Annotated in this window: 20 protein-coding genes; 14 read left to right on the forward strand and 6 right to left on the reverse strand. The window is 70.5% G+C overall.

The window, feature by feature from the left end; all coding sequences use genetic code 11:
• Positions 1–48 precede the first annotated feature (48 nt).
• From AB0C20_RS26675 to AB0C20_RS26685, 3 genes are all read right to left on the reverse strand, one after another.
• Positions 49–2,178 (reverse strand): ThuA domain-containing protein, encoded by a 2,130-nt coding sequence (locus tag AB0C20_RS26675; RefSeq protein ID WP_357568987.1) that lies wholly within the window; start codon positions 2,176–2,178, stop codon positions 49–51.
• An 87-nt stretch (positions 2,179–2,265) separates the two neighbouring features.
• Positions 2,266–3,225, reverse strand: a complete 960-nt coding sequence (locus tag AB0C20_RS26680) for a glycoside hydrolase family 95-like protein (protein WP_357568988.1) — start codon at positions 3,223–3,225, stop codon at positions 2,266–2,268.
• Positions 3,226–3,299: 74 nt separating this feature from the next.
• On the reverse strand, positions 3,300–3,653 hold the full coding sequence (locus AB0C20_RS26685) for a VOC family protein (RefSeq protein WP_357177320.1): 354 nt from the start codon (positions 3,651–3,653) through the stop codon (positions 3,300–3,302).
• 134 nt (positions 3,654–3,787) lie between these two features.
• Here AB0C20_RS26685 and AB0C20_RS26690 point away from each other — a divergent pair, with 134 nt between their 5' ends.
• Positions 3,788–4,450 (forward strand): tetratricopeptide repeat protein, encoded by a 663-nt coding sequence (locus AB0C20_RS26690; RefSeq protein WP_357568989.1) that lies wholly within the window; start codon positions 3,788–3,790, stop codon positions 4,448–4,450.
• A gap of 57 nt (positions 4,451–4,507) precedes the next feature.
• Here the strand turns inward: AB0C20_RS26690 and AB0C20_RS26695 are convergent, their stop codons facing one another.
• Both AB0C20_RS26695 and AB0C20_RS26700 read right to left on the reverse strand, forming a co-directional pair.
• Positions 4,508–5,596, reverse strand: coding sequence for a sigma-70 family RNA polymerase sigma factor (locus AB0C20_RS26695; protein WP_357568990.1), 1,089 nt, complete (start codon positions 5,594–5,596; stop codon positions 4,508–4,510).
• Complete coding sequence (locus AB0C20_RS26700) at positions 5,596–5,982, reverse strand: YciI family protein (RefSeq protein ID WP_357177314.1); 387 nt, start codon at positions 5,980–5,982, stop codon at positions 5,596–5,598. The genes AB0C20_RS26695 and AB0C20_RS26700 overlap by 1 nt, the downstream gene beginning before the upstream one ends.
• 427 nt (positions 5,983–6,409) lie before the next feature.
• Here AB0C20_RS26700 and AB0C20_RS26705 point away from each other — a divergent pair, with 427 nt between their 5' ends.
• From AB0C20_RS26705 to AB0C20_RS26740, 8 genes are all read left to right on the forward strand, one after another.
• Positions 6,410–7,606 (forward strand): cellulose-binding domain-containing protein, encoded by a 1,197-nt coding sequence (locus AB0C20_RS26705; RefSeq protein ID WP_357177312.1) that lies wholly within the window; start codon positions 6,410–6,412, stop codon positions 7,604–7,606.
• A gap of 198 nt (positions 7,607–7,804) precedes the next feature.
• Positions 7,805–8,809, forward strand: coding sequence for an ABC transporter substrate-binding protein (locus tag AB0C20_RS26710; RefSeq protein WP_357568991.1), 1,005 nt, complete (start codon positions 7,805–7,807; stop codon positions 8,807–8,809).
• Entirely contained in the window at positions 8,806–9,594 is a 789-nt protein-coding gene (locus tag AB0C20_RS26715; RefSeq protein WP_357568992.1) for a class I SAM-dependent methyltransferase, read from the forward strand. Before AB0C20_RS26710 ends, AB0C20_RS26715 begins: the two co-directional genes overlap by 4 nt.
• A complete protein-coding gene (locus tag AB0C20_RS26720; protein WP_357177306.1) occupies positions 9,591–10,679 on the forward strand; it encodes an iron chelate uptake ABC transporter family permease subunit in 1,089 nt (362 codons plus the stop codon). Before AB0C20_RS26715 ends, AB0C20_RS26720 begins: the two co-directional genes overlap by 4 nt.
• A 26-nt stretch (positions 10,680–10,705) precedes the next feature.
• Positions 10,706–11,509, forward strand: coding sequence for an ABC transporter ATP-binding protein (locus tag AB0C20_RS26725; protein WP_357568993.1), 804 nt, complete (start codon positions 10,706–10,708; stop codon positions 11,507–11,509).
• Between the two features lie 146 nt (positions 11,510–11,655).
• Entirely contained in the window at positions 11,656–12,297 is a 642-nt protein-coding gene (locus AB0C20_RS26730; RefSeq protein WP_357177302.1) for a GNAT family N-acetyltransferase, read from the forward strand.
• 132 nt (positions 12,298–12,429) lie between these two features.
• Positions 12,430–12,576: a hypothetical protein gene (locus AB0C20_RS26735; RefSeq protein WP_167337290.1), complete on the forward strand. Its 147-nt coding sequence runs from the start codon at positions 12,430–12,432 to the stop codon at positions 12,574–12,576.
• Positions 12,577–12,731: 155 nt separating this feature from the next.
• Complete coding sequence (locus tag AB0C20_RS26740; protein ID WP_357568994.1) at positions 12,732–14,771, forward strand: hypothetical protein; 2,040 nt, start codon at positions 12,732–12,734, stop codon at positions 14,769–14,771.
• Between the two features lie 44 nt (positions 14,772–14,815).
• Here the strand turns inward: AB0C20_RS26740 and AB0C20_RS26745 are convergent, their stop codons facing one another.
• A complete protein-coding gene (locus AB0C20_RS26745; protein ID WP_357178241.1) occupies positions 14,816–15,040 on the reverse strand; it encodes a TetR-like C-terminal domain-containing protein in 225 nt (74 codons plus the stop codon).
• Here AB0C20_RS26745 and AB0C20_RS26750 point away from each other — a divergent pair.
• The 5 genes from AB0C20_RS26750 to AB0C20_RS26770 form a co-directional block, all read left to right on the forward strand.
• Positions 14,934–15,749 carry a serine hydrolase gene (locus AB0C20_RS26750; protein ID WP_357568995.1) on the forward strand — a complete coding sequence of 272 codons (816 nt, stop codon included), beginning with the start codon at positions 14,934–14,936 and terminating at the stop codon, positions 15,747–15,749. The genes AB0C20_RS26745 and AB0C20_RS26750 overlap by 107 nt on opposite strands.
• 222 nt (positions 15,750–15,971) lie before the next feature.
• Positions 15,972–16,994: an NBR1-Ig-like domain-containing protein gene (locus AB0C20_RS26755; RefSeq protein ID WP_357568996.1), complete on the forward strand. Its 1,023-nt coding sequence runs from the start codon at positions 15,972–15,974 to the stop codon at positions 16,992–16,994.
• A gap of 207 nt (positions 16,995–17,201) precedes the next feature.
• Positions 17,202–18,065, forward strand: a complete 864-nt coding sequence (locus AB0C20_RS26760) for a peptidoglycan-binding domain-containing protein (RefSeq protein WP_357568997.1) — start codon at positions 17,202–17,204, stop codon at positions 18,063–18,065.
• Between the two features lie 33 nt (positions 18,066–18,098).
• Positions 18,099–18,983 carry a peptidase inhibitor family I36 protein gene (locus tag AB0C20_RS26765; RefSeq protein ID WP_357177292.1) on the forward strand — a complete coding sequence of 295 codons (885 nt, stop codon included), beginning with the start codon at positions 18,099–18,101 and terminating at the stop codon, positions 18,981–18,983.
• 6 nt (positions 18,984–18,989) lie between these two features.
• Positions 18,990–19,958, forward strand: a 969-nt coding sequence (locus AB0C20_RS26770; RefSeq protein WP_357568998.1) for a SpoIID/LytB domain-containing protein, incomplete at its 3' end; no start/stop codon positions are given.

Consider the following 19,958-nt stretch of genomic DNA (forward strand, 5'->3'; position numbering starts at 1 on the left):
CTCGGGGGCACGGTTCGTGCCCCCGAGTCGGCCGCGATCCAATCGCGCTCAGCTGCCGTGCACCTCCAGCTCCCAGAGCGAGTAGCCGTACGCGGGCAGGGCGCGCTGGGTGCTCTGCACGCGCAGGTAGCGGCCGGTGGCCGAGACGGCGATGTCGTCGACACCGCCGTCGCCCGTGGTAGTGGTGTGCGCCGTCGACCAGGTGACGTTGTCCGGGGATACCTGGATCTGGTACGCCCGCGCGTACGCCGCCTCCCAGGTCAGCCGGACCCGGTCGAGGGTGCGGGACGCGCCGAGGTCCACCGAGATCCACTGTGGGTCGGCGTACGCGCTGCCCCAGCGGGTGGTCGTGTTGCCGTCCACGGCATTGGCCGCCGCGTGCGCGCTGCCCGGCTCGACGCTGGACGCGGTGACCGGCTTGCCCCGGGAGAGCAGGGTGCCAGCGGCGGCGGTGCCGTAGACGTTGAGGTCCCACAGCGAGTAGCCCCACTGGGTGGCGCGTTGGGTGCCGTAGACCCGCAGGTAACGGCCGGTGCCGGTGACAGTGAGGTCGTCAACGCCGCCGTCTCCGGTGGTAGTGGTGTGCACCGGCGACCAGGTGACGTTGTCCGGCGACACCTGGACCTGGTACGCCCGTGCGTGGGCCGTCTCCCAGGCCAGCCGAACCCGGTTGATCGCGTACGAGGCCCCCAGGTCGACGGTGATCCACTGCGGGTCGGTGTACGCGCTGCCCCAGCGGGTGGTCGTGTTGCCGTCCACGGCGTTGGCCGCGGCGTGCGCGCTGCCCGGCTCGACGCTGGAAGCCGTCACCGGGCGGCCCTGGGCCAGGTCGGTGGCGGGCGGCTCACTCGGGCCGTCGGTCTTGATCCGCACGTTGCGGTAGTTGATGTCCATTCCGGCGCCGTCGTTCTGCAACCCGATGTAGCCGTTGGCGATGGTCCGGCTGCTGACGTAATCGTTGATCTTGACGCCGTTGAGCCAGATCTCGACCCGCTGGCCGTGCACGCCGATCTCGTAGGTGTTCCAGGAGCCGGGTGGGTTGAGCGCTGTCGCGCGGGCGGCCTGGTTGGGTGCCTGGAAGCTGTAGACACTGCCGGTGGTGCGCGTCGGGTCGCCGTCGGTGGCGTCGATCTGGATTTCGTGACCGGCGGCGACCGGGCCCCACGGATCGCCTTGCGGATCGGGGAACCCGATGAAGACCCCACCGTTGTCGTCGCCCGGCATCATCCAGTCGACCTTGAGCGAGTAGTTGGCGAAGGTGCGCACCGGGTACCAGAGCAAACCCATGCCACCGTTCGACGTGAGGGTGCCGTCCGCCACTGTGAACCCGCCCGGCCCCGCCTGCCGCCACTGCCCGAGGCTGGCCTGGGCGCCGTCGAACAGCGGGGTGTAGCCGGGCTCGGGCCGACAGTCGGCCGCCACCGCCCCGGCCGCCACCTGGATGCCGCCCAGCAGCATGCCTGTGAAGTTCGGGTCGGCGTAGCTCTGCTCGGTGTGGCCGAGGCCGGTGTACCAGGAGCGTCCGCCGCCGTAGCTGTGGCACCAGGTGATGGGGTGGTCACCACCCATCGACCCACCGGTGTACGACGACTCGTCGAGGCTTGCCAGCACCTTGACCGCCGAGCGGGGGTTGGTCCGGTAGTTGTACCACTCGTCGGTGCGGGTCCAGGTCGACGGCAGGTGCGCGGTCGAGGCGTTGGCCCGGTCCTCGACCCGCACCGTCGCCTGCTGGGTGGCCGGGTGCGAGGCGAAGTACCCGCCGACCAGCCCGCCGTACCACTGCCAGTCGTATTCGGTGTCGGCGGCGGCGTGCACTCCGACGAAACCACCGCCGGCGGCCACGTACGCCTCGAAGGCGCTCTGCTGGCCGGCGTTGAGCACGTCGCCGGTGGTGCTGAGGAAGACCACCGCCTGGTACTGGGCGAGGTTGGCAGTGGTGAAGGTAGCCGCGTCCTCGGTGGCGGTGACTGTGAAGCCGTTCGCCGCGCCGAGCTGCTGGATGGCGGCGATGCCGTTCGGGATGGAGGAGTGCCGGAAACCGGCGGTCTTGGAGAAGACCAGGACCTTGCCTAACGGTGCGGCCTCGGCCGGGGTCGAGGCCACCGTCGCCGCACCGGCGGCGAGGGTGAGTCCGGTGACGACGGCGGCGGCGAGCGTGCTGATGGCGCGTCTACGCATGTGGTACTCCTTGTGGGAGGGGGTGGACGGGCGGGGCGCGGCAGGCTCGGAGCCGGCGGGGTCCGCTCGGACCCGCCGGCTCCGACGTCAGAGGGTGACCAGGTCGAACTTCTCCCAGGGGCCGATCGCGTCCCGGTTCGCGACCAGTGCCTCGGCCCCGCCGTTCTCCGCGACCACGTACCTGTTGTTCACAGTCGCCCGCAGGCTGACCGAGCCGTCGGTGTTGCGGACCAGGGCGAAGGTTTCCCACGACCCGGTCGCGTACGCCGACAACGGCTTGGCGGTGCGCTCCACCACGTACACCGTGTTCGCCGCGGTGGCGAAGCTGATCTCGGCGGCCGAGGTGGTGGTCAGCACGGCGTTGTCCGAGGTACGGCGGACCCGGACCTCCTGACCACCCCACGGGTTCACCACCCGGGCGGTCTTGCCGTACTGGCTTCGCAGCCCGACGTACTTGACCTCGCCGGCCTCCCGCTCCGAGCTGACCAGGAACCCGTCCTTGGCGAGCAGCGTGAACTTCCCGACGAAGCTGGCGTCGGTCGGCACGGCGGGGAAGACCCGGATCTTGTCGTTGTACGACTGGAGCAACGACTCGTTCATCGCCGTCAGGTGCACGCCGAGGTACTCGAAGACGCCGTTGGTGTTGTTGGTCATCCCGTTCGGGTAGTTCTGGTATTTCTGCAGCATCGTCCGCATGCCCTGGAACGCCTGGTTGCCGAGGCCCAGTCGGGCGGCGTGCACGTGGTCGTTGGACCACACGTTGCCGTACGGGTGGGGTCGGCCGGGCCCGAACGCGGTGTCAGTGGGTGCCGCGGTCGCTGACTCGGCCGGCCCGACGGCGACGACACCACCGGCCAGCAGGACAGCGAGCGCGATTCGTAGTGCCGGCGTCAACTTCATCGACACGATCTCCTCTGGATCGTCGCGGACGCAGGTCTCGCACCCCGGGAAGTGCCCCGGTGTGCCCACGTCCGCCGAAACGAGGGCGATGTCGAGACGACGCGGAGCGGTGCCCCGGTGCCGGGTCGACGGCAACCGGATAAACATCGATCCACATCGTTGATGTGCAGTTAACAACGGGCGTCTGTGAGGGTCAATCCCTCGGGAATGCCGAGATCACCTCAGGCGCGGTGAGCCGCCACGTTGATGACGTTGCCGTCCGGAGCGCGGACGAAGAACCGGCGCACTCCCCACGGCTCGGTGGTCAGCGGGTGCACGATCTCGTAACCGAGCCGCTGTGCCTCGGCATAGGCGCCGTCCACGTCATCCACCTGAACGCTGATGACCGAGTCCTCGGGTGCTGTCGCGTCGCCGGAGACGAGCTGCACTGCCACGTCACTGTCGGACGAGGTGTAGCGGGCCACCCAGCCCAGGGTGAATGCCTCGGTGCTCAAACCGAGGAAGTCGGTGTAGAAGCCCTTCGCGGCGCTGACGTCGGCCACCGGAAGGTTGGGCAGGATGCGGATGACGCGCATGGGAGTCCTCCAGCTCAGGCGATCGGACCCTCCTGATTATCCGGACGAGTGCCGGAGAGGGTCTGTCTGCCAGGCGGTCAGCCGACTAAACTGCCGGGCCTGGGACGGTAGCGGCGATGCCAGCGGGGGCGACGATGAGCACCGAAGATCGAATCGTGCGGGCCCGGGAGATCTATGAACGGGCGGTGTTCGGCGGCGACACCAGCGGGTTGATCGACGCCGAGAAGGGGCTGGACGCCATCGAGGCCGATGCGGCGTTGGCGCGGGGGATGATCCTGCACGCCCGGTTTCAGAACGCGCCCGCCGACGCCGGCTCGTCGCCCACCGAGGATCCCGCCGAGCTGCCGCTGTTCGAGCGTGCGCTCGAGCTGTACCGGGCACTGGGGGACCCGCGCGGGGAGGCGGAGGCGTTGTTCTGGATCGGTTGTCTGCACCAGTTCATCCGCCGTGACGACGAAACCGCGGTTCCGTACCTGGAGCGGTCCTGCCTGCTGGCGGCGCAGACCGGCGACAAGCCGACCCGGTCGGAGGCACTCCGGCACCTGGGCATCGCGGCGCACGCCGCTGGCCGGCTGGACGAGGCGCGCGAGCGGCTGGAGGAGTCGACCCGGCTGCGTCGGGAGGTCGGTGCGCTGCCGGGCGTGGCTTCCAACATGATCGGGCTGGCCTACATCGCCGCCGCCCAGGACCGTCGCGCGGACGCGCTCGCCACCCTCGACGAGGCTCACATCATCGCGCGCACGCACGGCGCGCACGCGATCGCCGGGCACATCGAGCAGGCGAGAACGCAGATCTGAGCCTGCGGCCATGGGCAGGCGAGCGGGCCTCGGTTTCGGCCGACGTGCCGGAGCAGGTCAGCTCAGCGCGGCCACCTTGCCGAGCAGCACCGAGCGTTCGCGCTGATTGGCGCAGAGCCGGGCGGCCAGCTCCAGCTCGGCACGCGCCTCCGGAAGCCGGCCGAGGCGGGTCAGTTCGACCACCGGCGAGGGCGCGACCCGGCCGAGCGTCTCGTAGAGCTGGACGATCCGGGCCCAGGCGGTCTCCTCGACCGAGGGTGCCGACGCGTGCGTGGCCGCGATCGCGGCCTGTAAGCAGTAGGGGCCGGAGCCGCGCTGCGATGCCCTGGCCAGCGCGGCCAGCCCACGGCGGATCGCCGGGAAGTCCCACAACCGGCGATCCTGGTCCGCAAGGAGGATCGGGGTGCCGTCCGGGTCGGTCCGGGCCGGGAAGCGCGCGGCCGTCAGCTCGCACAGGGCGAGCAGGCCGTGCACCTCCGGCTCGTCCGGCTGGAGCGCGGCGAGGGTGCGGGCCAGCCGGATCGCCTCGTACGCCACGTCGGGGCGCAGCAGCCGGTCGCCGGACGTGGCCGTCGACCCCTCCGTGAAGATCACGTAGAGGGCGCTGAGCACACCGCCCAGCCGTTCGCGGCGCTCGCCGGCCGGCGGCAGCTCGAACGGCACCCCGGCCGTCGCGATCGCCTTCTTGCCCCGGGTGATGCGGGCCTGCACGGTCGGCACCGGCACCAGGAACGCACGGGCGATCTCCTCGGTGGACAGGCCGCCGACCACCCGCAGGGTCAGCGCCACCCGTGCCTCGCGGGAGAGCACCGGGTGGCAGCTGACGAACATCAGCGCCAGCACGTCGTCGTCGATCCGGTCGGGGTCGATCTCCTGGTCGAGCGCGGGATCCGCCGCCAACAGGGCGTATCGCTCCTGGAGGGCGACCCGGCGGCGGATCGCGTCGATCGCCCGCCGCCGGGCCGTGGCCATCAGCCACCCGGCCGGATTGGCCGGAGAGGCACGCGGCCAGGACACCAGCGCCTCGGCCACCGCCTCCTGGGCGGCGTCCTCGGCCAGCCCGAAGTCACCTGTGAACCGGGTCAGCGCGGCGACGATCCGCGCCGACTCGATCCTCCAGACGGCCTCGACGTCGGCCGTACCCATCAGACCTGGCCGTTGCTCTCGCCACCCTGCGGGACCTCGTCGGCCTCGGCCACGCGCCGGACCTCGATCTTGGACCCGCGGACCGCCGGGACCCGCTTGGCCCACTCGACCGCGTCGTGTTTCGTGGCGACGTCGAGCAGGAAGTAGCCCCCGAACAGCTCCCTGGTCTCGCCGTACGGACCGTCGGTGACCACCGGTGCCTCGCCAACGAAGTCGACAACGACGCCCTGGCGCGGATCGTCCAGCCCTTCGGCCGCGACGAGAACGTCGGCCTTCACCATGTCCTCGATGAACTGGCGTGTGGTGGCCATCATCTCGTCGATGGTGGCCATCATGGCCGCATTCGTCTCATCGGTGCCCCGCATGATCAACATGTACTTCGACATCGTGTTCTCCTCATCCGACGGGGCCGTCTCCCGGTCCCAGCATCCCCACGTCGAACGGGCAACCCGCGGATCGACACGGCCCCGGAAACCTGTCCCTGCTCCGCGATCTTGCACTTACTGTCCCGACATAAGTGGCATCCCGCCCATGTCGGCAACTGAAACTGCAAGACCGGCGCGGCAGGCGAGCGTTGCCGACGCTTGATTCGATCGGCAATCGTCAATAGATTGAGGGTGGGCGCCGCCGGGGTCCGGGGGACCGGACCGTCGGCGGCTGACAGGTCCACCCCGAGCCGGGCACTTCGGTCGTACGCGCGACCGGTCGCTGTGGCGCACCGCCGCGCCACATCCAGGGCACGTTGTCGCACCGCGTCCATCCAGGACGCGCCGCCGTGCCGTCTCCGCTCAGCTCGATGGCAGAAGGACCCTCATGACGATTTTCCGTGCCCGCCCCGCCGCGACCCTGGTGGTCGCCGCCGCGCTGGCCGCCGCCGCGGCCACCGCCGGAGCGGCAGTGCTCAGCGGCCCGGCCGCAGCCGCCCAGGGATGCCGGGTCGACTACACGCCCAACCAGTGGCCCGGCGGATTCACCGCCACCGTCAAGGTCTCCCCGGGGGACGCGGCCGTCTCCAGTTGGACCGCCACCTGGACATACGCCGGGGACGAGCGGGTCACCAGTGGCTGGAACGCCACGATCAGCCAGTCCGGATCGACCGTGACCGCCCGCAACGCGTCGTACAACGGCAGCATCCCGGCGGGCGGGTCCACCGAGTTCGGGTTGCAGGGCACGTACGGCTCCAGCGGTGGCGCTCCGACCGGGTTCAGCCTGAACGGCGTAGCGTGCAACGGCGCCACGCCGCCGACCACCCCGCCGCCGACCACGCCGCCGCCAACGACGCCTCCGCCGACCACCCCTCCGCCCACCACCGAGCCGCCGGCAGGGTGTGCCGGCGCGGTGCTCTGCGACGGCTTCGAGGGCCAGACCGGTTCGACGCCGTCCGGTGACTGGGCTGTGGTGAGCCCGGACTGTTCCGGCGCGGGTGCCGCCACCATCGACACGGCGACCACGCACAGCGGCAGTCGCTCGGTCCGGATCAACGGCGCCGCCGGATACTGCAACCACGTCTTCATCAGGTCCACGAAGAACCTCGGCAGCGTGGGCACCGTCCGGTACGGCCGGGTCTGGGTCCGGCACACCACCGCCCAACCCACCGAACACACCACGATGATGGCGATGGCCGATGCCGCCGACGGCAACAAGGACCTGCGGTTGGGTGGCCAGAACGGCGCGTTGCAGTGGAACCGCGCCTCCGACGACGCGACCCTGCCCGAGCAGAGCCCGGCCGGGGTGGCGCAGAGCCTGCCGTTGCCCACCAACCGGTGGACCTGCGTCGAGTTCATGGTGGACGGCGCGGCCGGTCAACTGCGCACCTGGGTGGACGGGACCGCCATCCCCGGGCTGACCGCGGACGGCGCACCGACGCACGACATCGACGGCCAGTGGTACAACCGCACCTGGCGGCCGCAGCTCACCGACCTGAAGCTGGGCTGGGAGAGCTACGGCGGCGGAGCCGACACCCTCTGGTACGACGACGTCGCGCTGGGGTCCAGCCGGATCGGCTGCTGACCCGTCCGGGTCGTGGGCGGGGGCCGTCAGCGGTGCCCCGCCGTGGGATGAATGCGTCGAGGGTGTGACCCAGGTTCCGGGTCACACCCTCGATCGCGTCGGCGTCGGTCTGAGCGGGCGCTGGCCGGAACAACGCTGACCGGCGCACCGCACCCCCGCCTGCCAGGCCGCGCAGGCGCTGTTGATATGTTCCCGCCCATGAAAACCGTTTTCATTAAGGCGGGCCTGTGCCTGGTGCTGGCCGCGGCCGGCTGCTCCGACGGGGGAGCCGCCGCACCGGCCGCGCAGGGCCACCTGGCCGCCCCGGTCCATCTGACAAACTGCGGACTGCCGGTCAGCGTCACCGCGCCACCCCAGCGCGCGATCGCACTGGAACAGAACGCCACCGAGATCATGCTCAGCCTCGGCCTCGCCGATCGGACGGTCGGCACCAGCTACCAGACCGACCCGGTGCTGCCCGACCTGCGCCAGGCGTACGAGAAGGTGCCGGTGCTGGCCAAGCTCTACCCCTCACGAGAGGCGGTCCGAGCGGCGAACCCGGACTTCGTCTACTCGACCTACACCTCCGCGTACGCCTCGGACGCCGCGGGCTCGCGCGCTGACCTGGCCACGCTCGGCGTGCCGGCGTACCTCTCCGAGTTCGCCTGCGAGAAGCCGGCGGACGCGACCCAGACGGTCACCTTCGACGGGATCTTCGACGAGATCCGCGACATCGCCAGCGTCTTCGGCGTCCCGGAGCGGGCCGACAAGCTGATCCACGACCAGCAGAGTCGGCTGGACGCCGCCCGAGGTGCGGCGCCGACGGCCGCGTCGAGCGCCGGCCCGTCACTGCTCTGGTACTACTCCGGAACGAGCACCCCGTACGTGGCCGGGCACGGTGGGGTTCCGGACGCGATCAGCTCGCTGCTGGGCGCCCGCAACACGTTCACCGACGCCAGCCAGAAGTGGCCGGCCGGCAACTGGGAGGAGATCGCCAAACGCAACCCGGAGGTGATCGTGTTGGCCGATCTGACCAGGGGCGGCGATGGCGACAGTGCCCAATCGAAGATCGACTTCCTGCGCCGCAACCCGGTGACCTCGAAGCTGGACGCTGTGGTCGCCGGACGGTTCGTCACGGTGCCCGGCTCGTCGATGGACCCGTCGATCCGCAGCGTCCAGGCGGCGGAACTGGTCGGCGCCAACCTGCACGGGACCGCCCGATGACCCCGCCGGCCGGCGCCAAGGTCGCGGCGCTGGACCAGTCGGCCGCCCGCCGCCTGCTGGAACTCTGGAACGACCAGCAGTCCGCCTACGTGGCCCACCGCGACCTGCGGTTCGACGCGATGGCGGACGTGCTGCGGCTGCACTGCCCGGACGACCTCACGATCCTCGATCTGGCCTGCGGTCCCGGTGCGATCAGCGACCGGATGCTGGCGCAATTCCCCCGTGCCAGCGCCGTCGCTGTCGACTACGACCCGATCCTGCTGGAGGTCGCGCGGCGTGCCCTGGACCGGTACACCGCACGGATCGAGGTCCACGACGTCGACCTGGTGGCCGACGGCTGGGAGGAGGCGCTGACCGGAGGGCGGGTCGACGCCGTGCTCACCTCGACGGCACTGCACTGGCTCGCGCCGGAGCAACTGCTGCGGGTCTACACCACAGTGGCACGGCTGTTGCCCGCCGGTGGTGTGCTGCTCAACGCCGACCACCTCCGCTACGACGAATCGGCGCCCACACTGCGCGACATCGCCGGTCGGCACGACGCACAGGCGCAGCAGGAGACATTCGCTGCCGGAGCGCTCACCTACTCCGCCTGGTACACCGAGGCGGCCCGACACCCGCAACTGGCCGGACTGGCAGCCCAGCGGGAACTGCGGTTCGCCGACCGACCGCCGCAGGCCCCGGCGTCACTGGAGTTCCACCTGGCGGCCCTCCGCACGGCCGGGTTCGCCGAGGTCGGCACCGTCTGGCAGTACCTGGACGACTACGTGGTGTTCGCCCGCCGATGAACCCGCGAGTCGCACGATCCCTCGTCTCGGCGAGCGGCCGGCGGGAGCCGCCACCCCCTACCGGCATCTCGAGAAGCGGCCGGTACGTCCTCCCGTTGGCCCTGCTCCTGCTGCTGGTCACCATCGCGGCGGCGGTCAGCGTGGGCTCGGCCGACCTGCCGGTCGAGAGCGTTCTGCGCGCTGTGGCCAGCCATGTGGGCCTCCCGGTCCAGCCCCTACCGGCGTTGCCGGACAGCATCGTCTGGGATCTCCGGTTGCCCCGGGTGCTGTTGGCCGCGTTGGTCGGTGCCGGTCTGGCGGTGTGCGGGGCGGTGCTTCAGGCGCTCACGCGTAACCCGCTGGCCGATCCGTTCCTGCTCGGTGTCTCGTCCGGCGCCTCCACCGGAGCGGTGGCGGTGCTGGTACTCGGCATCCGGATCGGCGCCGGCCCGGTCGACCTGACCACCGGCGCGTTCGTCGGCAGCATGGCCGCGTTCGGCGCGGTGCTGCTGCTGGCCGGCCGGAGGGCCGGCGAGCCGACCCGGATCGTTCTCGCCGGGGTCGCCGTGTCGCAGCTCTTCAGCGCGGTGACCAGCCTGATCGTGATCTCCGACGCGCACACCCAGGACACCCGTAGCGTGACGTTCTGGTTGCTCGGCTCGCTGACGGCGGCCTCCTGGTCGTCGGTGACGCTGAGCGCCGTGGTTGTCGGCGTCGGCCTGCTGGTCTGCTGGGCCAGTGCGACGGCGCTGGACGCGTTCGCGTTCGGCACCGATACCGCCCGCTCGCTCGGATTCTCTCCCGGGCGCACCCGGCTGCTGCTGTTCACCGTCACCGCTCTGATGGCAGCCGCGCTTGTCGCGGCGAGCGGCGCCATCGGTTTCGTCGGGTTGACAGTGCCACACGCCGTGCGGTTCCTGTTCGGCTCTCGGCACCGCACGTTGCTGCCCGCCTGCGCGGTGATCGGCGCGATCTTCCTGATCTGGGCGGACACCGTGGCGCGGACCGTCTTCTCGCCACAGGAGCTGCCGGTGGGCGTGCTCACCGCGCTGCTCGGGGTGCCGGTGTTCGCGCTGGTCATGCGACGCCGGACGGGTACGCCGTGATCGCGCCGGGCACCACCGGCCGGGGGGTGGGCGGTGACCCTTTCCCGGCGGGGGCGTCGTCGGCGCGACTGGACGCGGACGGGATCGGGTGGGGCGTGGCCGGCGTACGGATCCTGGCCGGGGTGGCGCTCACCGCCGAACCTGGCGCCACTGTCGGGCTGCTCGGGCCTAACGGCTCCGGCAAGTCGAGCCTGCTGCGGCTACTGGCCGGGCTGGCGCGGCCGGAGTCCGGGCGGATGCTGCTCGACGACGTCGCGCTGGACGCGATCCCCCGGCGTGCGCTGGCTCGGCGGATCGCTGTGGTCACCCAACAGGTGGCCACCGACGTGGAGATGTCCGCACTGGAGGTGGTTCTGCTGGGCCGAACCCCGTACCGGCCACGTCTTGCCGGGGTCGGCGCCGCGGATCTGGACCTGGCGCGGCGCGCGCTCGCCGAGGCCGGCCTCGGCGGGTTCGAGCAGCGGCGCTGGTCCAGCCTCTCCGGTGGTGAGCGGCAGCGGGTCGACCTGGCCCGCGCTCTGGTGCAGGAACCGGATCTGCTGCTGCTCGACGAGCCGACCAACCACCTGGACATCAGGCATCAGCTGGATCTGCTGCGGTTCCTCGCCGAGTCGGCCAGCACCGTCGTGGTGACCCTGCACGATCTCAATCTGGCCGCGCAGTACTGCGACAGGCTGGTGCTTCTCTACGCCGGGCGGGTGGTCGCGGCGGGTACGCCAGTCGAGGTCCTCACCACCAGCCGAATCGAGCAGGTCTACCAGGTGCGTACGGACGTCGACATCACCGCTGACGGTCGGCCCCGGATCTGGTACCGCAGCCACGCGACGTGACGGCGACGGAGCTGCGGCACCCGGTCGCGCAGCTGAGGCGGGAGGATGTCCGCACACTGTGGTCCGCGCGGTGGTAGGGGATGGGACGCGCGCCGACGCGTCCGCTCTCGGCGGCCGCGCGGTCCGGGACCGAGCGGGGAGCGACAATGGACAGCAGGTTGGCCGACATCCTGGACGCGGCGGCGCACGGCCACTTCCCGCCCCCGGACGGCGGGACCACAGTGGTGTCGCAGCCGAGCCGCCGCGACGCGGGAGTCATCGCCTTCACCGGACACTCGGTGGTGTTCACCGACGAGGATCCCCACTGGGTACGCCGTACGCTGGCCACCCTCGACTGCGACTCCCTGGCGGCCACGATGAATCCGCGCTTCCTGGGTGCCCTGCTCGACCGCACCCGGCGCTCCATGGACACGATCGACCTGCTGACCGTCGCGAGTTGCCTCGCCGGGCCACCGCCATTGCCGCTGAGTGAGCTGGCGGATGCCGATCATCCGCGCGAGGTCAGGGCACGTCGGCGCCGTGACGACGTCCGCGTCTGGGCCGCCGAGGGTGGGGTGGTCGTGCTCGGCCGTGGGGTGGCCGGTCGTTGGGAGGCGGCGATAGAGGTCGACGACGAGCGTCGCCACCGGGGTCTGGGGCGGGCGCTGGCCACGGCCGCCCGACACCTGGTGCCCGACGGTCAGCCGGTCTGGGCCCAGCAGGCCGCCGGCAACGCGCGCAGCGTGCGCGCCTTCCAGGCGGCGGGCTTTCGACCGGTGGGCGCCGAAGCGCTTCTTCTCCCGACGTAGGCACCCCACCGGACGATCCGCACGTACCACTGTGGGCCAAACCGTGATCAGCAGGAGGTTTCCGAGATCACGCCCGGGGGCATCCCGGCGGATGAAGTCAGCCGCTCGTTACCCCTGATCGAGGAGAGCACCATGTCGGTCCAGGCATTTCTCTACGTTGTCGCCGTCATCCTGATCGTGCTCGCTGCTCTGCCGCTGCCCACGAGGGGTGTCTCGCTCGCGCTCCTGGGTGCCGCCTGCGCCCTGCTCGCCTACGCCTGGCCGGTGATCACCGACTGACCTCTCCGAGAGGCGTCGTCGACGCGGCCGGTGGCCAGCAGCCAGAGCATGATCGGCTGCCAGCCACCGGCCGCGAGCCTGTTTCGCTTGCTGAGTCTCTTTCACACGCGTAGGAAGAACACCACCCGTCGATCCGCCGTCCAGCGTCGAAGGAGATGCGTGTGACCACCTCCAGAGGGCTCCGTCTCGCCGTGTCCGTGCTGGTGACAGCAGGCGCCGTCCTGCTCGGCACGGCGGCCCCCGCCGCACCGCCAACGACTACCGCACCGACCGGGCACCCGTCCTGCGACCCGATCGACCCGACCGCCTGCCTGCTGCCGTTCCCGAACGACTACTTCACAGTGCCGGACCGGAGCAGCCCCACCGGCAAACGGGTGCGGTTCGCGGCCGCCGCGATGCCCGCGAACGTGCAGGGAACCCCGATCGACCCGACGGAGTGGAACCGGCAGGACGGATTCAGTCCGGGCTCACCGATCCTGGTGCGCGTACCCGGACTCGACGCCGCGGCGAGCGGGATCGCGCCGGTCACCGACATCGGCCGCTCGCTGGCGCCGAACGCGCCGATCGTGCTGCTCAACGCCCGGACCGGTGAGCGCACGCCGTACTGGGCCGAGTTGGACGCGCACGCGGCCGGCCAGCCTGACCGGCAACTGCTGATCATCCGGCCGGCGGTGGCGCTGACGGAGGGCACCCGCTACATCGTCGGGTTGCGCGGCCTGCGGGACGGCAGCGGCGCGTTGATTCCGGCGCCGAAGGCGTTCACGGCGTACCTGACCGGTGCCGGCCTCAAGCAGCGAGACGCTCGGGGGCCGCAACTGAGGCGCATCGCCGCCGAGCTGAGCCGGGCCGGCGTCAAGCGGCACAACCTTTACCTGGCCTGGGACTTCACTGTGGCCAGCCGGCACGGGCTGACCGGGCGGATGGTGGCGGTCCGGGACGACGCGTTCGCCGACCTCGGCCGGGCCGCGCCGTCGGTCACCGTCACCCAGGTGACCGACTATTCACCGGAGCAGGATCCGTTCATCGCCCGGCAGGTGACCGGCACGGTCGGCGTACCGTCCTATCTGACCGGTGACGGCGGCCCCGGCTCCCGCCTGCACTACGGGCCGGCCGGCGGCACCGGGACGCCGCCCACACCGAACGCCCTGCCCACGCCGTCCGGAGCGACGGTGGCGGCGGACTTCGTCTGCAACATCCCGCGCAGCGCCTCGGCCGCGCGGCCTGCCCACCTCTCGCTCTACGGCCACGGACTGCTCGGCCGACCGACCGAGATCAACGCCGGCAACGTCAAAACGATGTCGAACGCCCACAACTTCACCTTCTGCGCGACCAGTTGGATCGGCATGGCCGCCGCGGACGTTCCCTTCGTGGCCAACGCCTTCACCGACCTCAGCGTCTTCCCCGCTGTGGCGGACCGATTGCAGCAGAGCTTCCTGAACTTCCTCTTCCTGGGGCGCGCGATGATCCACCCGGCCGGGTTCGCCGCCCACCCGGCGTTCCGGGACGCCACCGCCCGGCCGCTGATCGATCGCGTCGGCGGGCTGCACTACGACGGCAACAGTCAGGGCGGCATCAACGGAGGTGCCCTGACCGCCATCGCCCAGGACTGGACCCGGTCGGTGCTCGGCGTACCGGCGATGAACTACTCCACGCTGCTGCAACGCAGCGTGGACTTCGCACCGTTCCAGACAGTGCTGGACGGCTACTACCCGGACACTGTCGACCAACAGTTGGTCCTCGCGCTGCTGCAGATGTTGTGGGACCGGTCCGAGGCCAACGGGTACGCCCAGCACATGACCGACCGGCCGCTACCGCGCACCCCGGCGCACCAGGTGTTGATGCACGTGGCCTTCGGCGACCAGCAGGTCTCGCCCGCCGCGGCGGAGGTGCAGGCGCGCACCATCGGCGCACGCCTGCACACCCCCGCGCTCGCCGACGGCTGGTCACTGGACGTGCGGCCGTACTGGGGCATCACGCCGATCCGTCGCTACCCGTACACCGGCTCGGCGATAGTGATCTGGAACAGCGGCGCGGCGTACGCGCCGCCACCGACCAACCTCGCCCCGGCCGGGCCGGAGTACGGCGACGATCCGCACGAGTTCCCCCGCGCCCAGGCCGCAGCCCAGAAACAGAAGGCGGTCTTCCTGCTCACCGGCACTGTCGTCGACGTCTGCGCGCGGACACCCTGCCCGTGACGCCGGGCCCGCCGGGACCACCATCCCGGCGGGCCGGCGCCGCGCTAGGACCGTGGCGTCATCCCCACCAGCAGAGCCTTGAGTACGCGGTCGACGTACTGGTGGGTCAGCGGCTCCTGCGTGATCAGGAACTGGAAGTAGAGCGGGCCGGACAGGATCGCCATGGCCACGTCCAGGTCGAGGTCGGGTGAGATCTGCCCCCGCTGCTGTGCGCTCCGTACGGAGGTCGGCCGGCCGGCGATTCGACGTCGACCGCTGGCGGCGGCGATTCGACGTGCTGCGCCACACGTACCACGTCCCCGGCGCGAGCCTGGCCGTGCTGCTCGACGGGCAGTTCCACGAGCTGGCAAGTGGTGTGCTGCACCGCGGCACCGGCGAGGCAAGGCTGTCGCCGCCATGCGACAGCGTTCTGTCGACGTGCCCGACAAGTGGACGGTGAGCGCCGACGGGTGGGGTCTGGGTTGGACGCTCTACGACTGGAACGGCATCCCCGGCTACGGCCACGACGGCGCCGCCATCGGTCAGTACGCCTACCTGCGCGTCGTCCCGCACGCGAACCTCGCCGTGGTCCTGATGACCAACGGCGGCGCGGCTCGCCTGCTCTACGCCGACCTGTTCCGCGACCTGCTCGCCGAACTCGCCGACGTCACAATGCCCGCGCCGTTCGCCCCGGCCCCCGTGCCACCCTCGGTCGACCTCGAACCGCTGCTCGGCACGTATCGGCGCGAGGGGGTCGTCCTCACCGTCTCCCGCAACGACGACGGCTCGCCGCACCTGCGCTACGAGTTCGTCGACGACATGAGGGACATGTCGCCACCCCTGGAGATGGACCTGGAACCGGTCACCGCAACGGTCTTCGCCGCCTCCGGCGCGGGACCGTCGTTCAGCGAGGACTACATGCCGGTGGTCTTCTCCACCCTCACCAACGGCACCAGGGTCTGCTACGTGGGCATGCGCGCCACGCCCAAGGTCGCCTGACCGTGGAGCGGGGCGCTGGCCGTGCCAGCACCCAGCCGGGGAAACGGCGACCTCGCCGGCAGGGTGTACGCCACGTCGGGAGAATGGGTGGCCCCCTCCAGTGCGCCGGGACGGTCGAGCCCGGTGTCGTCGATGCGCCACATCGATGGCGGCCTTGTCCCGTTCGGTACCCTCTGGCACGCTCTGACAACGCCTGACGACGTCGTCTGACATGGGGGAGTGATGAAGGACCAGCGTGCCGCCGCCCAGTCGATTCAGGACAGACAGGCCGCCGAGAGGTTCGCCGAACAGCTACGGGCCCTGCGGACCGCCGCCGGTGACCCGTCGTTCCGCAAGATGGCGGGGCGGTCGGGCCGGATCTCGCACACCACGCTGCACGAGGCCGCCGCCGGGACCAGGTTCCCCTCCTGGGAGACCGTGCGGGAGTTCGTTCGCGCCTGCGAGGCGGACGAGGTCCAGTGGCGGCGTCGCTGGGAGGACGCACAGCGCCCCGCGTCTGCGCACGGCACCGAAGACGGCGATACCGCCCCGGTCAGCACCGAGTCCGCGACCGGCGACGAGACCCCGATCACGACCGGCGGAAAGAAGCCCGACACCGGCACCGACACCCCGGAACCGGACGGGCCTGTCGTGTCCGTCGTCCCCGCGTCGTCCCCGAATGAGCAGAACGCGCTGCGCAGCACGGACTATCCGCCGACCGACGAGGACGTCGCGGGTGCACGACGGCACCGCCTGCCATGGCTCGCCGCCGCAGCGGTGGTCCTGGTGGTGGCGATGGTCGCCGTTCTGGGCGTCGTCGTTCGCGGCCGGTCGTCACGGGACGGCTCCGGCGCGGTGGCGGCGTCATCCGCGCCGTCGCCGTCGGCGTCACCGTTCTCGGACTCGCTGATCCCCGGCGACTCCAGCAAGTTCATCTCCGACGTCACCATCCCCGACGGCACCCGGGTGCGGGTGAACTCGCAGTTCGTCAAGGTGTGGGCCCTCAAGAACGTGGGGAAGGTCGCCTGGCACAACCGTTTCCTCCAGCGGACCAACCCCACCGCCGACGCCGACGGTTGCCAGGTGCCGGACCGGGTGGCGATCGGTGACACACCGCCCGACGAGCAGGTGATGATCAGTGTCGAGGTCACCGCGCCGAGTCGTCCCGGGAAGTGCTGGGTGAGTTGGAAGATGGTCGACGAGAACGGGCAGGAGTACTTTCCCACCCGCCGGCCGGTGTACTTCATGGTCACCGTCACCGCCTGAGTGCGCTCCCCGGTCACCTCGACCGGTGTCAGATTGCTGACCATCGATGTCAGAGCCGGGCGCCGCCAAAGCTGACAACACCACATCCACCGAGGTCGGTGACGGCCTGACGGATCTGACAGGACAGCAGGGGTACCGAACAGCAGGCCGATTCTCGCAAGGTGATGTCCGTTCCGAACGACTCACCAACTGCGAGGAGGATCGACAGTGCGCCGTCCCTGGCTATCCGTCGGGCTCGCCGCGCTCTGCGTGGCAGTCGGCGTCCCGGCCCACGCGTGGGCCGCGACATCAGGCGCCACAGCGCAGCGAACCGTCACCGCGGCCGCGCGACCGGTCGTGGACATGGAGGCCACCGTCCTGGCCGCTCAGATCGACCCCCGCCGGGCCGACAACACGCTGACCCCGGGCGCGAAGAACTCCGTACTCGCCGTCGAACAGGCGCTGCAGGCGCAGGGTCTGCTGAACGCGCAATGGGTCGACGGCTACTTCGGCACCGTGACCGTCTCGGCGTACGCGGCGTACCAACGCTCGCTCGGCTACACGGGGCTGGCCGCGAACGGGCTGCCCGGCACGACGTCACTGACGAGACTCGGGCAGAACCGCTACACGGTCGCCAACACGATCGGCCCTGGCGCGAAGGTCCCGCGTGACGGGTACGTCGTCAACGCCCGTACGCAGGCGATGTTGGCCGAGGCCCAGCGTCTGCTCGGCTACCCCCTGGTGCTCGACCAGGGCTCGTACAACCCAGGGGGCGACCCCACCTCGGCCGGTACGCACGACGGCGGGGGTGTGGTGGACATCGCGGTCACCGGCATGACCGCGGCCAGACGCACCGCAGTCGCCCGGGCCCTGCGCAAGGTCGGCTTCGCGGCCTGGGTCCGCAACCCGAATCAGGGCGACTGGCCGTGGCACGTCCACGCCACGGCGATCAGCGACACCGACCTGTCCAGCCAGGCACAGCACCAGGTCGGCGACTACCACCTCGGCATGAACGGCCTGGCCAACCAGGGACCGGACGACGGCCCCCAGGTCCCGATCAGGACCTGGGAGCAGTACCAGCGCGGGCAGTGACCCGCACCCCCTCACCGTTTCTGAAAGGACACCATGAACATCCGTAAGAGCCTCGCGGCCGCCGGCATCGCGCTGGCCGCGACCACCTCGATCCTCAGCGTCGCATCGCCCGCGTCGGCGGCGGCCCGAGACGGGGTCTGCGACAGTGGCGAGTTCTGCTACTACTACAACAGCGGCAACGCGGGATCGATCTCGGACTTCACCGGATCGCTCGACGACTACGGCACCGAGCAGCCCTCGTGCTACGACTTCAAGGGCGCTGGCGCTGGCAAGGGCCTGTGCATCAAGAACGAGGCCGCCTCGGTCTGGAACCGCAGCACCAAGACCGTACGCGTCTACTACAACAGCGGCTACGCCGGTTCATACCAGGACTTCGCGGCCGGCGCGAAAGGCAACCTCAACGCCACGCTGAAGAACAACAACGCCTCGCACCAGTTCTCGCCGTCGACTCGCACGAACCTGTCGTACGCCCTCTACCAGGCCAGCGGCGGCACTGTCACGTGCGGCTTCGACGGTTACACCACGACGCCCGGTCGGCACGAGGGCATCGACATCGCCCGCAGCGTCGGCTCGGACGTGCGTGCCCTGGTCTCCGGAACTGTCATCTACGTCGCGCGGGGCAACACCGGCAGCGGCGGCCTGTCCACTGTCTCCGTCTACAACTCCTCACTCAACAAGTCGGTGATCTACCTGCACACCGCGCCGAGGTCCGGGGTGAGTGTGGGCGACGCCATCAGCAAGGGCGAGATCATCGCCGATGAGTCGTGGCACGGGGTGTCCTCCAGCTCGGGTGCGCACACCCACGTCGAGGTCCGGGCCGGCCGGCAGACCCACGCGGCCGTCAGCGTCGGCGACTCCACACTGGACAACGCCGACCCGACCGCGTTCTGGAACTCCCAGGGCTACAACGAGAAGTAGGACGCCATGAATATCCGCAAGGGCCTCGCCATCGTCGGCGCCGTCCTCGCCATGTCCACCTCCATCCTGAGTGTCGCGTCGCCGGCAGCGGCGGCCACACGGGACGGAACCTGCGACAGCGGCGAGTTCTGCTACTACTACAACAGCAACCAGGCGGGCTCGGTCTCCGACTTCACCGACTCACTGGACGACTACGGTACGACCCAACCGACCTGCTACGACTTCAAGGGCGCGGGCAGCGGCAAGGGTCTGTGCGTGAAGAACAACGCGGCGTCGGTGTGGAACCGGACCAGCAAGACGGTGCGGGTCTACTTCAACAGCAACTTCGCCGGTGCCAGCCAGGACTTCGCGGCCGGCGCGAAAGGCAACCTCAACGCCACGCTGAAGAACAACAACGCCTCGCACGAGTTGGTGAGCGGGCCGACGGGCTGTAGCACCGACGGCACCAACAGCAAGCTGCCGAGCACCATCCTCGTCTACCGGGTCAGTCTCGGGCGGGTCGACCGGGTCGACTTCAAGACGTACGTCAAGAACGTCCTCCCGAACGAGTGGGTGACGAGTTGGCCGGCCGCCTCGCTGGACGCCGGTGCGATGGCCGTCAAGAGCTACGGCTGGTACTGGGCGCTGCACTCGACCCGGAAGACGTCCGGCGGACAGTGCTACGACGTCCGCGACGACACCGGCGACCAGGTCTACCGGCCGTCGTCGGCGCAGACGTCGACGTCCGCCGCGGTGGACCGGACCTGGTCGGCCCGGATGACCCGCAGCGGCAACATCCTGCGGGCGCACTACTGCGCGACGACGACCGCGTGCGGTGGCTGGGTGGACGGGGACTGGCTGTCGCAGTACGGCTCGCGTGATCTCGCTAACGAGGGCAAGAACTACCAGGCGATGGCGTCCGCCTCGGCCGCCCAGCCCGGGACGTCGAGGATCCGCGCGCCGACCGGCGGATCGATGCGGTCCCGGACGTACACG

This window comes from Micromonospora sp. NPDC048843 (assembly GCF_040649965.1).
Classification (GTDB): domain Bacteria; phylum Actinomycetota; class Actinomycetes; order Mycobacteriales; family Micromonosporaceae; genus Micromonospora; species Micromonospora hortensis.

Excerpts from the sequence above, each read along its gene's own strand:
- AB0C20_RS26680 (WP_357568988.1), bottom strand. The coding sequence starts at position 3,225 with ATGTTTATCCGGTTGCCGTCGACCCGGCACCGGGGCACCGCTCCGCGT.
- AB0C20_RS26750 (WP_357568995.1), top strand. The coding sequence starts at position 14,934 with ATGGCCACGTCCAGGTCGAGGTCGGGTGAGATCTGCCCCCGCTGCTGT.
- AB0C20_RS26730 (WP_357177302.1), top strand. The coding sequence starts at position 11,656 with ATGGACAGCAGGTTGGCCGACATCCTGGACGCGGCGGCGCACGGCCAC.
- AB0C20_RS26715 (WP_357568992.1), top strand. The coding sequence starts at position 8,806 with ATGACCCCGCCGGCCGGCGCCAAGGTCGCGGCGCTGGACCAGTCGGCC.
- AB0C20_RS26705 (WP_357177312.1), top strand. The coding sequence starts at position 6,410 with ATGACGATTTTCCGTGCCCGCCCCGCCGCGACCCTGGTGGTCGCCGCC.
- AB0C20_RS26755 (WP_357568996.1), top strand. The coding sequence starts at position 15,972 with ATGAAGGACCAGCGTGCCGCCGCCCAGTCGATTCAGGACAGACAGGCC.
- AB0C20_RS26710 (WP_357568991.1), top strand. The coding sequence starts at position 7,805 with ATGAAAACCGTTTTCATTAAGGCGGGCCTGTGCCTGGTGCTGGCCGCG.
- AB0C20_RS26685 (WP_357177320.1), bottom strand. The coding sequence starts at position 3,653 with ATGCGCGTCATCCGCATCCTGCCCAACCTTCCGGTGGCCGACGTCAGC.
- AB0C20_RS26735 (WP_167337290.1), top strand. The coding sequence starts at position 12,430 with ATGTCGGTCCAGGCATTTCTCTACGTTGTCGCCGTCATCCTGATCGTG.
- AB0C20_RS26695 (WP_357568990.1), bottom strand. The coding sequence starts at position 5,596 with ATGGGTACGGCCGACGTCGAGGCCGTCTGGAGGATCGAGTCGGCGCGG.
- AB0C20_RS26765 (WP_357177292.1), top strand. The coding sequence starts at position 18,099 with ATGAACATCCGTAAGAGCCTCGCGGCCGCCGGCATCGCGCTGGCCGCG.
- AB0C20_RS26700 (WP_357177314.1), bottom strand. The coding sequence starts at position 5,982 with ATGTCGAAGTACATGTTGATCATGCGGGGCACCGATGAGACGAATGCG.
- AB0C20_RS26720 (WP_357177306.1), top strand. The coding sequence starts at position 9,591 with ATGAACCCGCGAGTCGCACGATCCCTCGTCTCGGCGAGCGGCCGGCGG.
- AB0C20_RS26690 (WP_357568989.1), top strand. The coding sequence starts at position 3,788 with ATGAGCACCGAAGATCGAATCGTGCGGGCCCGGGAGATCTATGAACGG.
- AB0C20_RS26675 (WP_357568987.1), bottom strand. The coding sequence starts at position 2,178 with ATGCGTAGACGCGCCATCAGCACGCTCGCCGCCGCCGTCGTCACCGGA.
- AB0C20_RS26740 (WP_357568994.1), top strand. The coding sequence starts at position 12,732 with ATGCGTGTGACCACCTCCAGAGGGCTCCGTCTCGCCGTGTCCGTGCTG.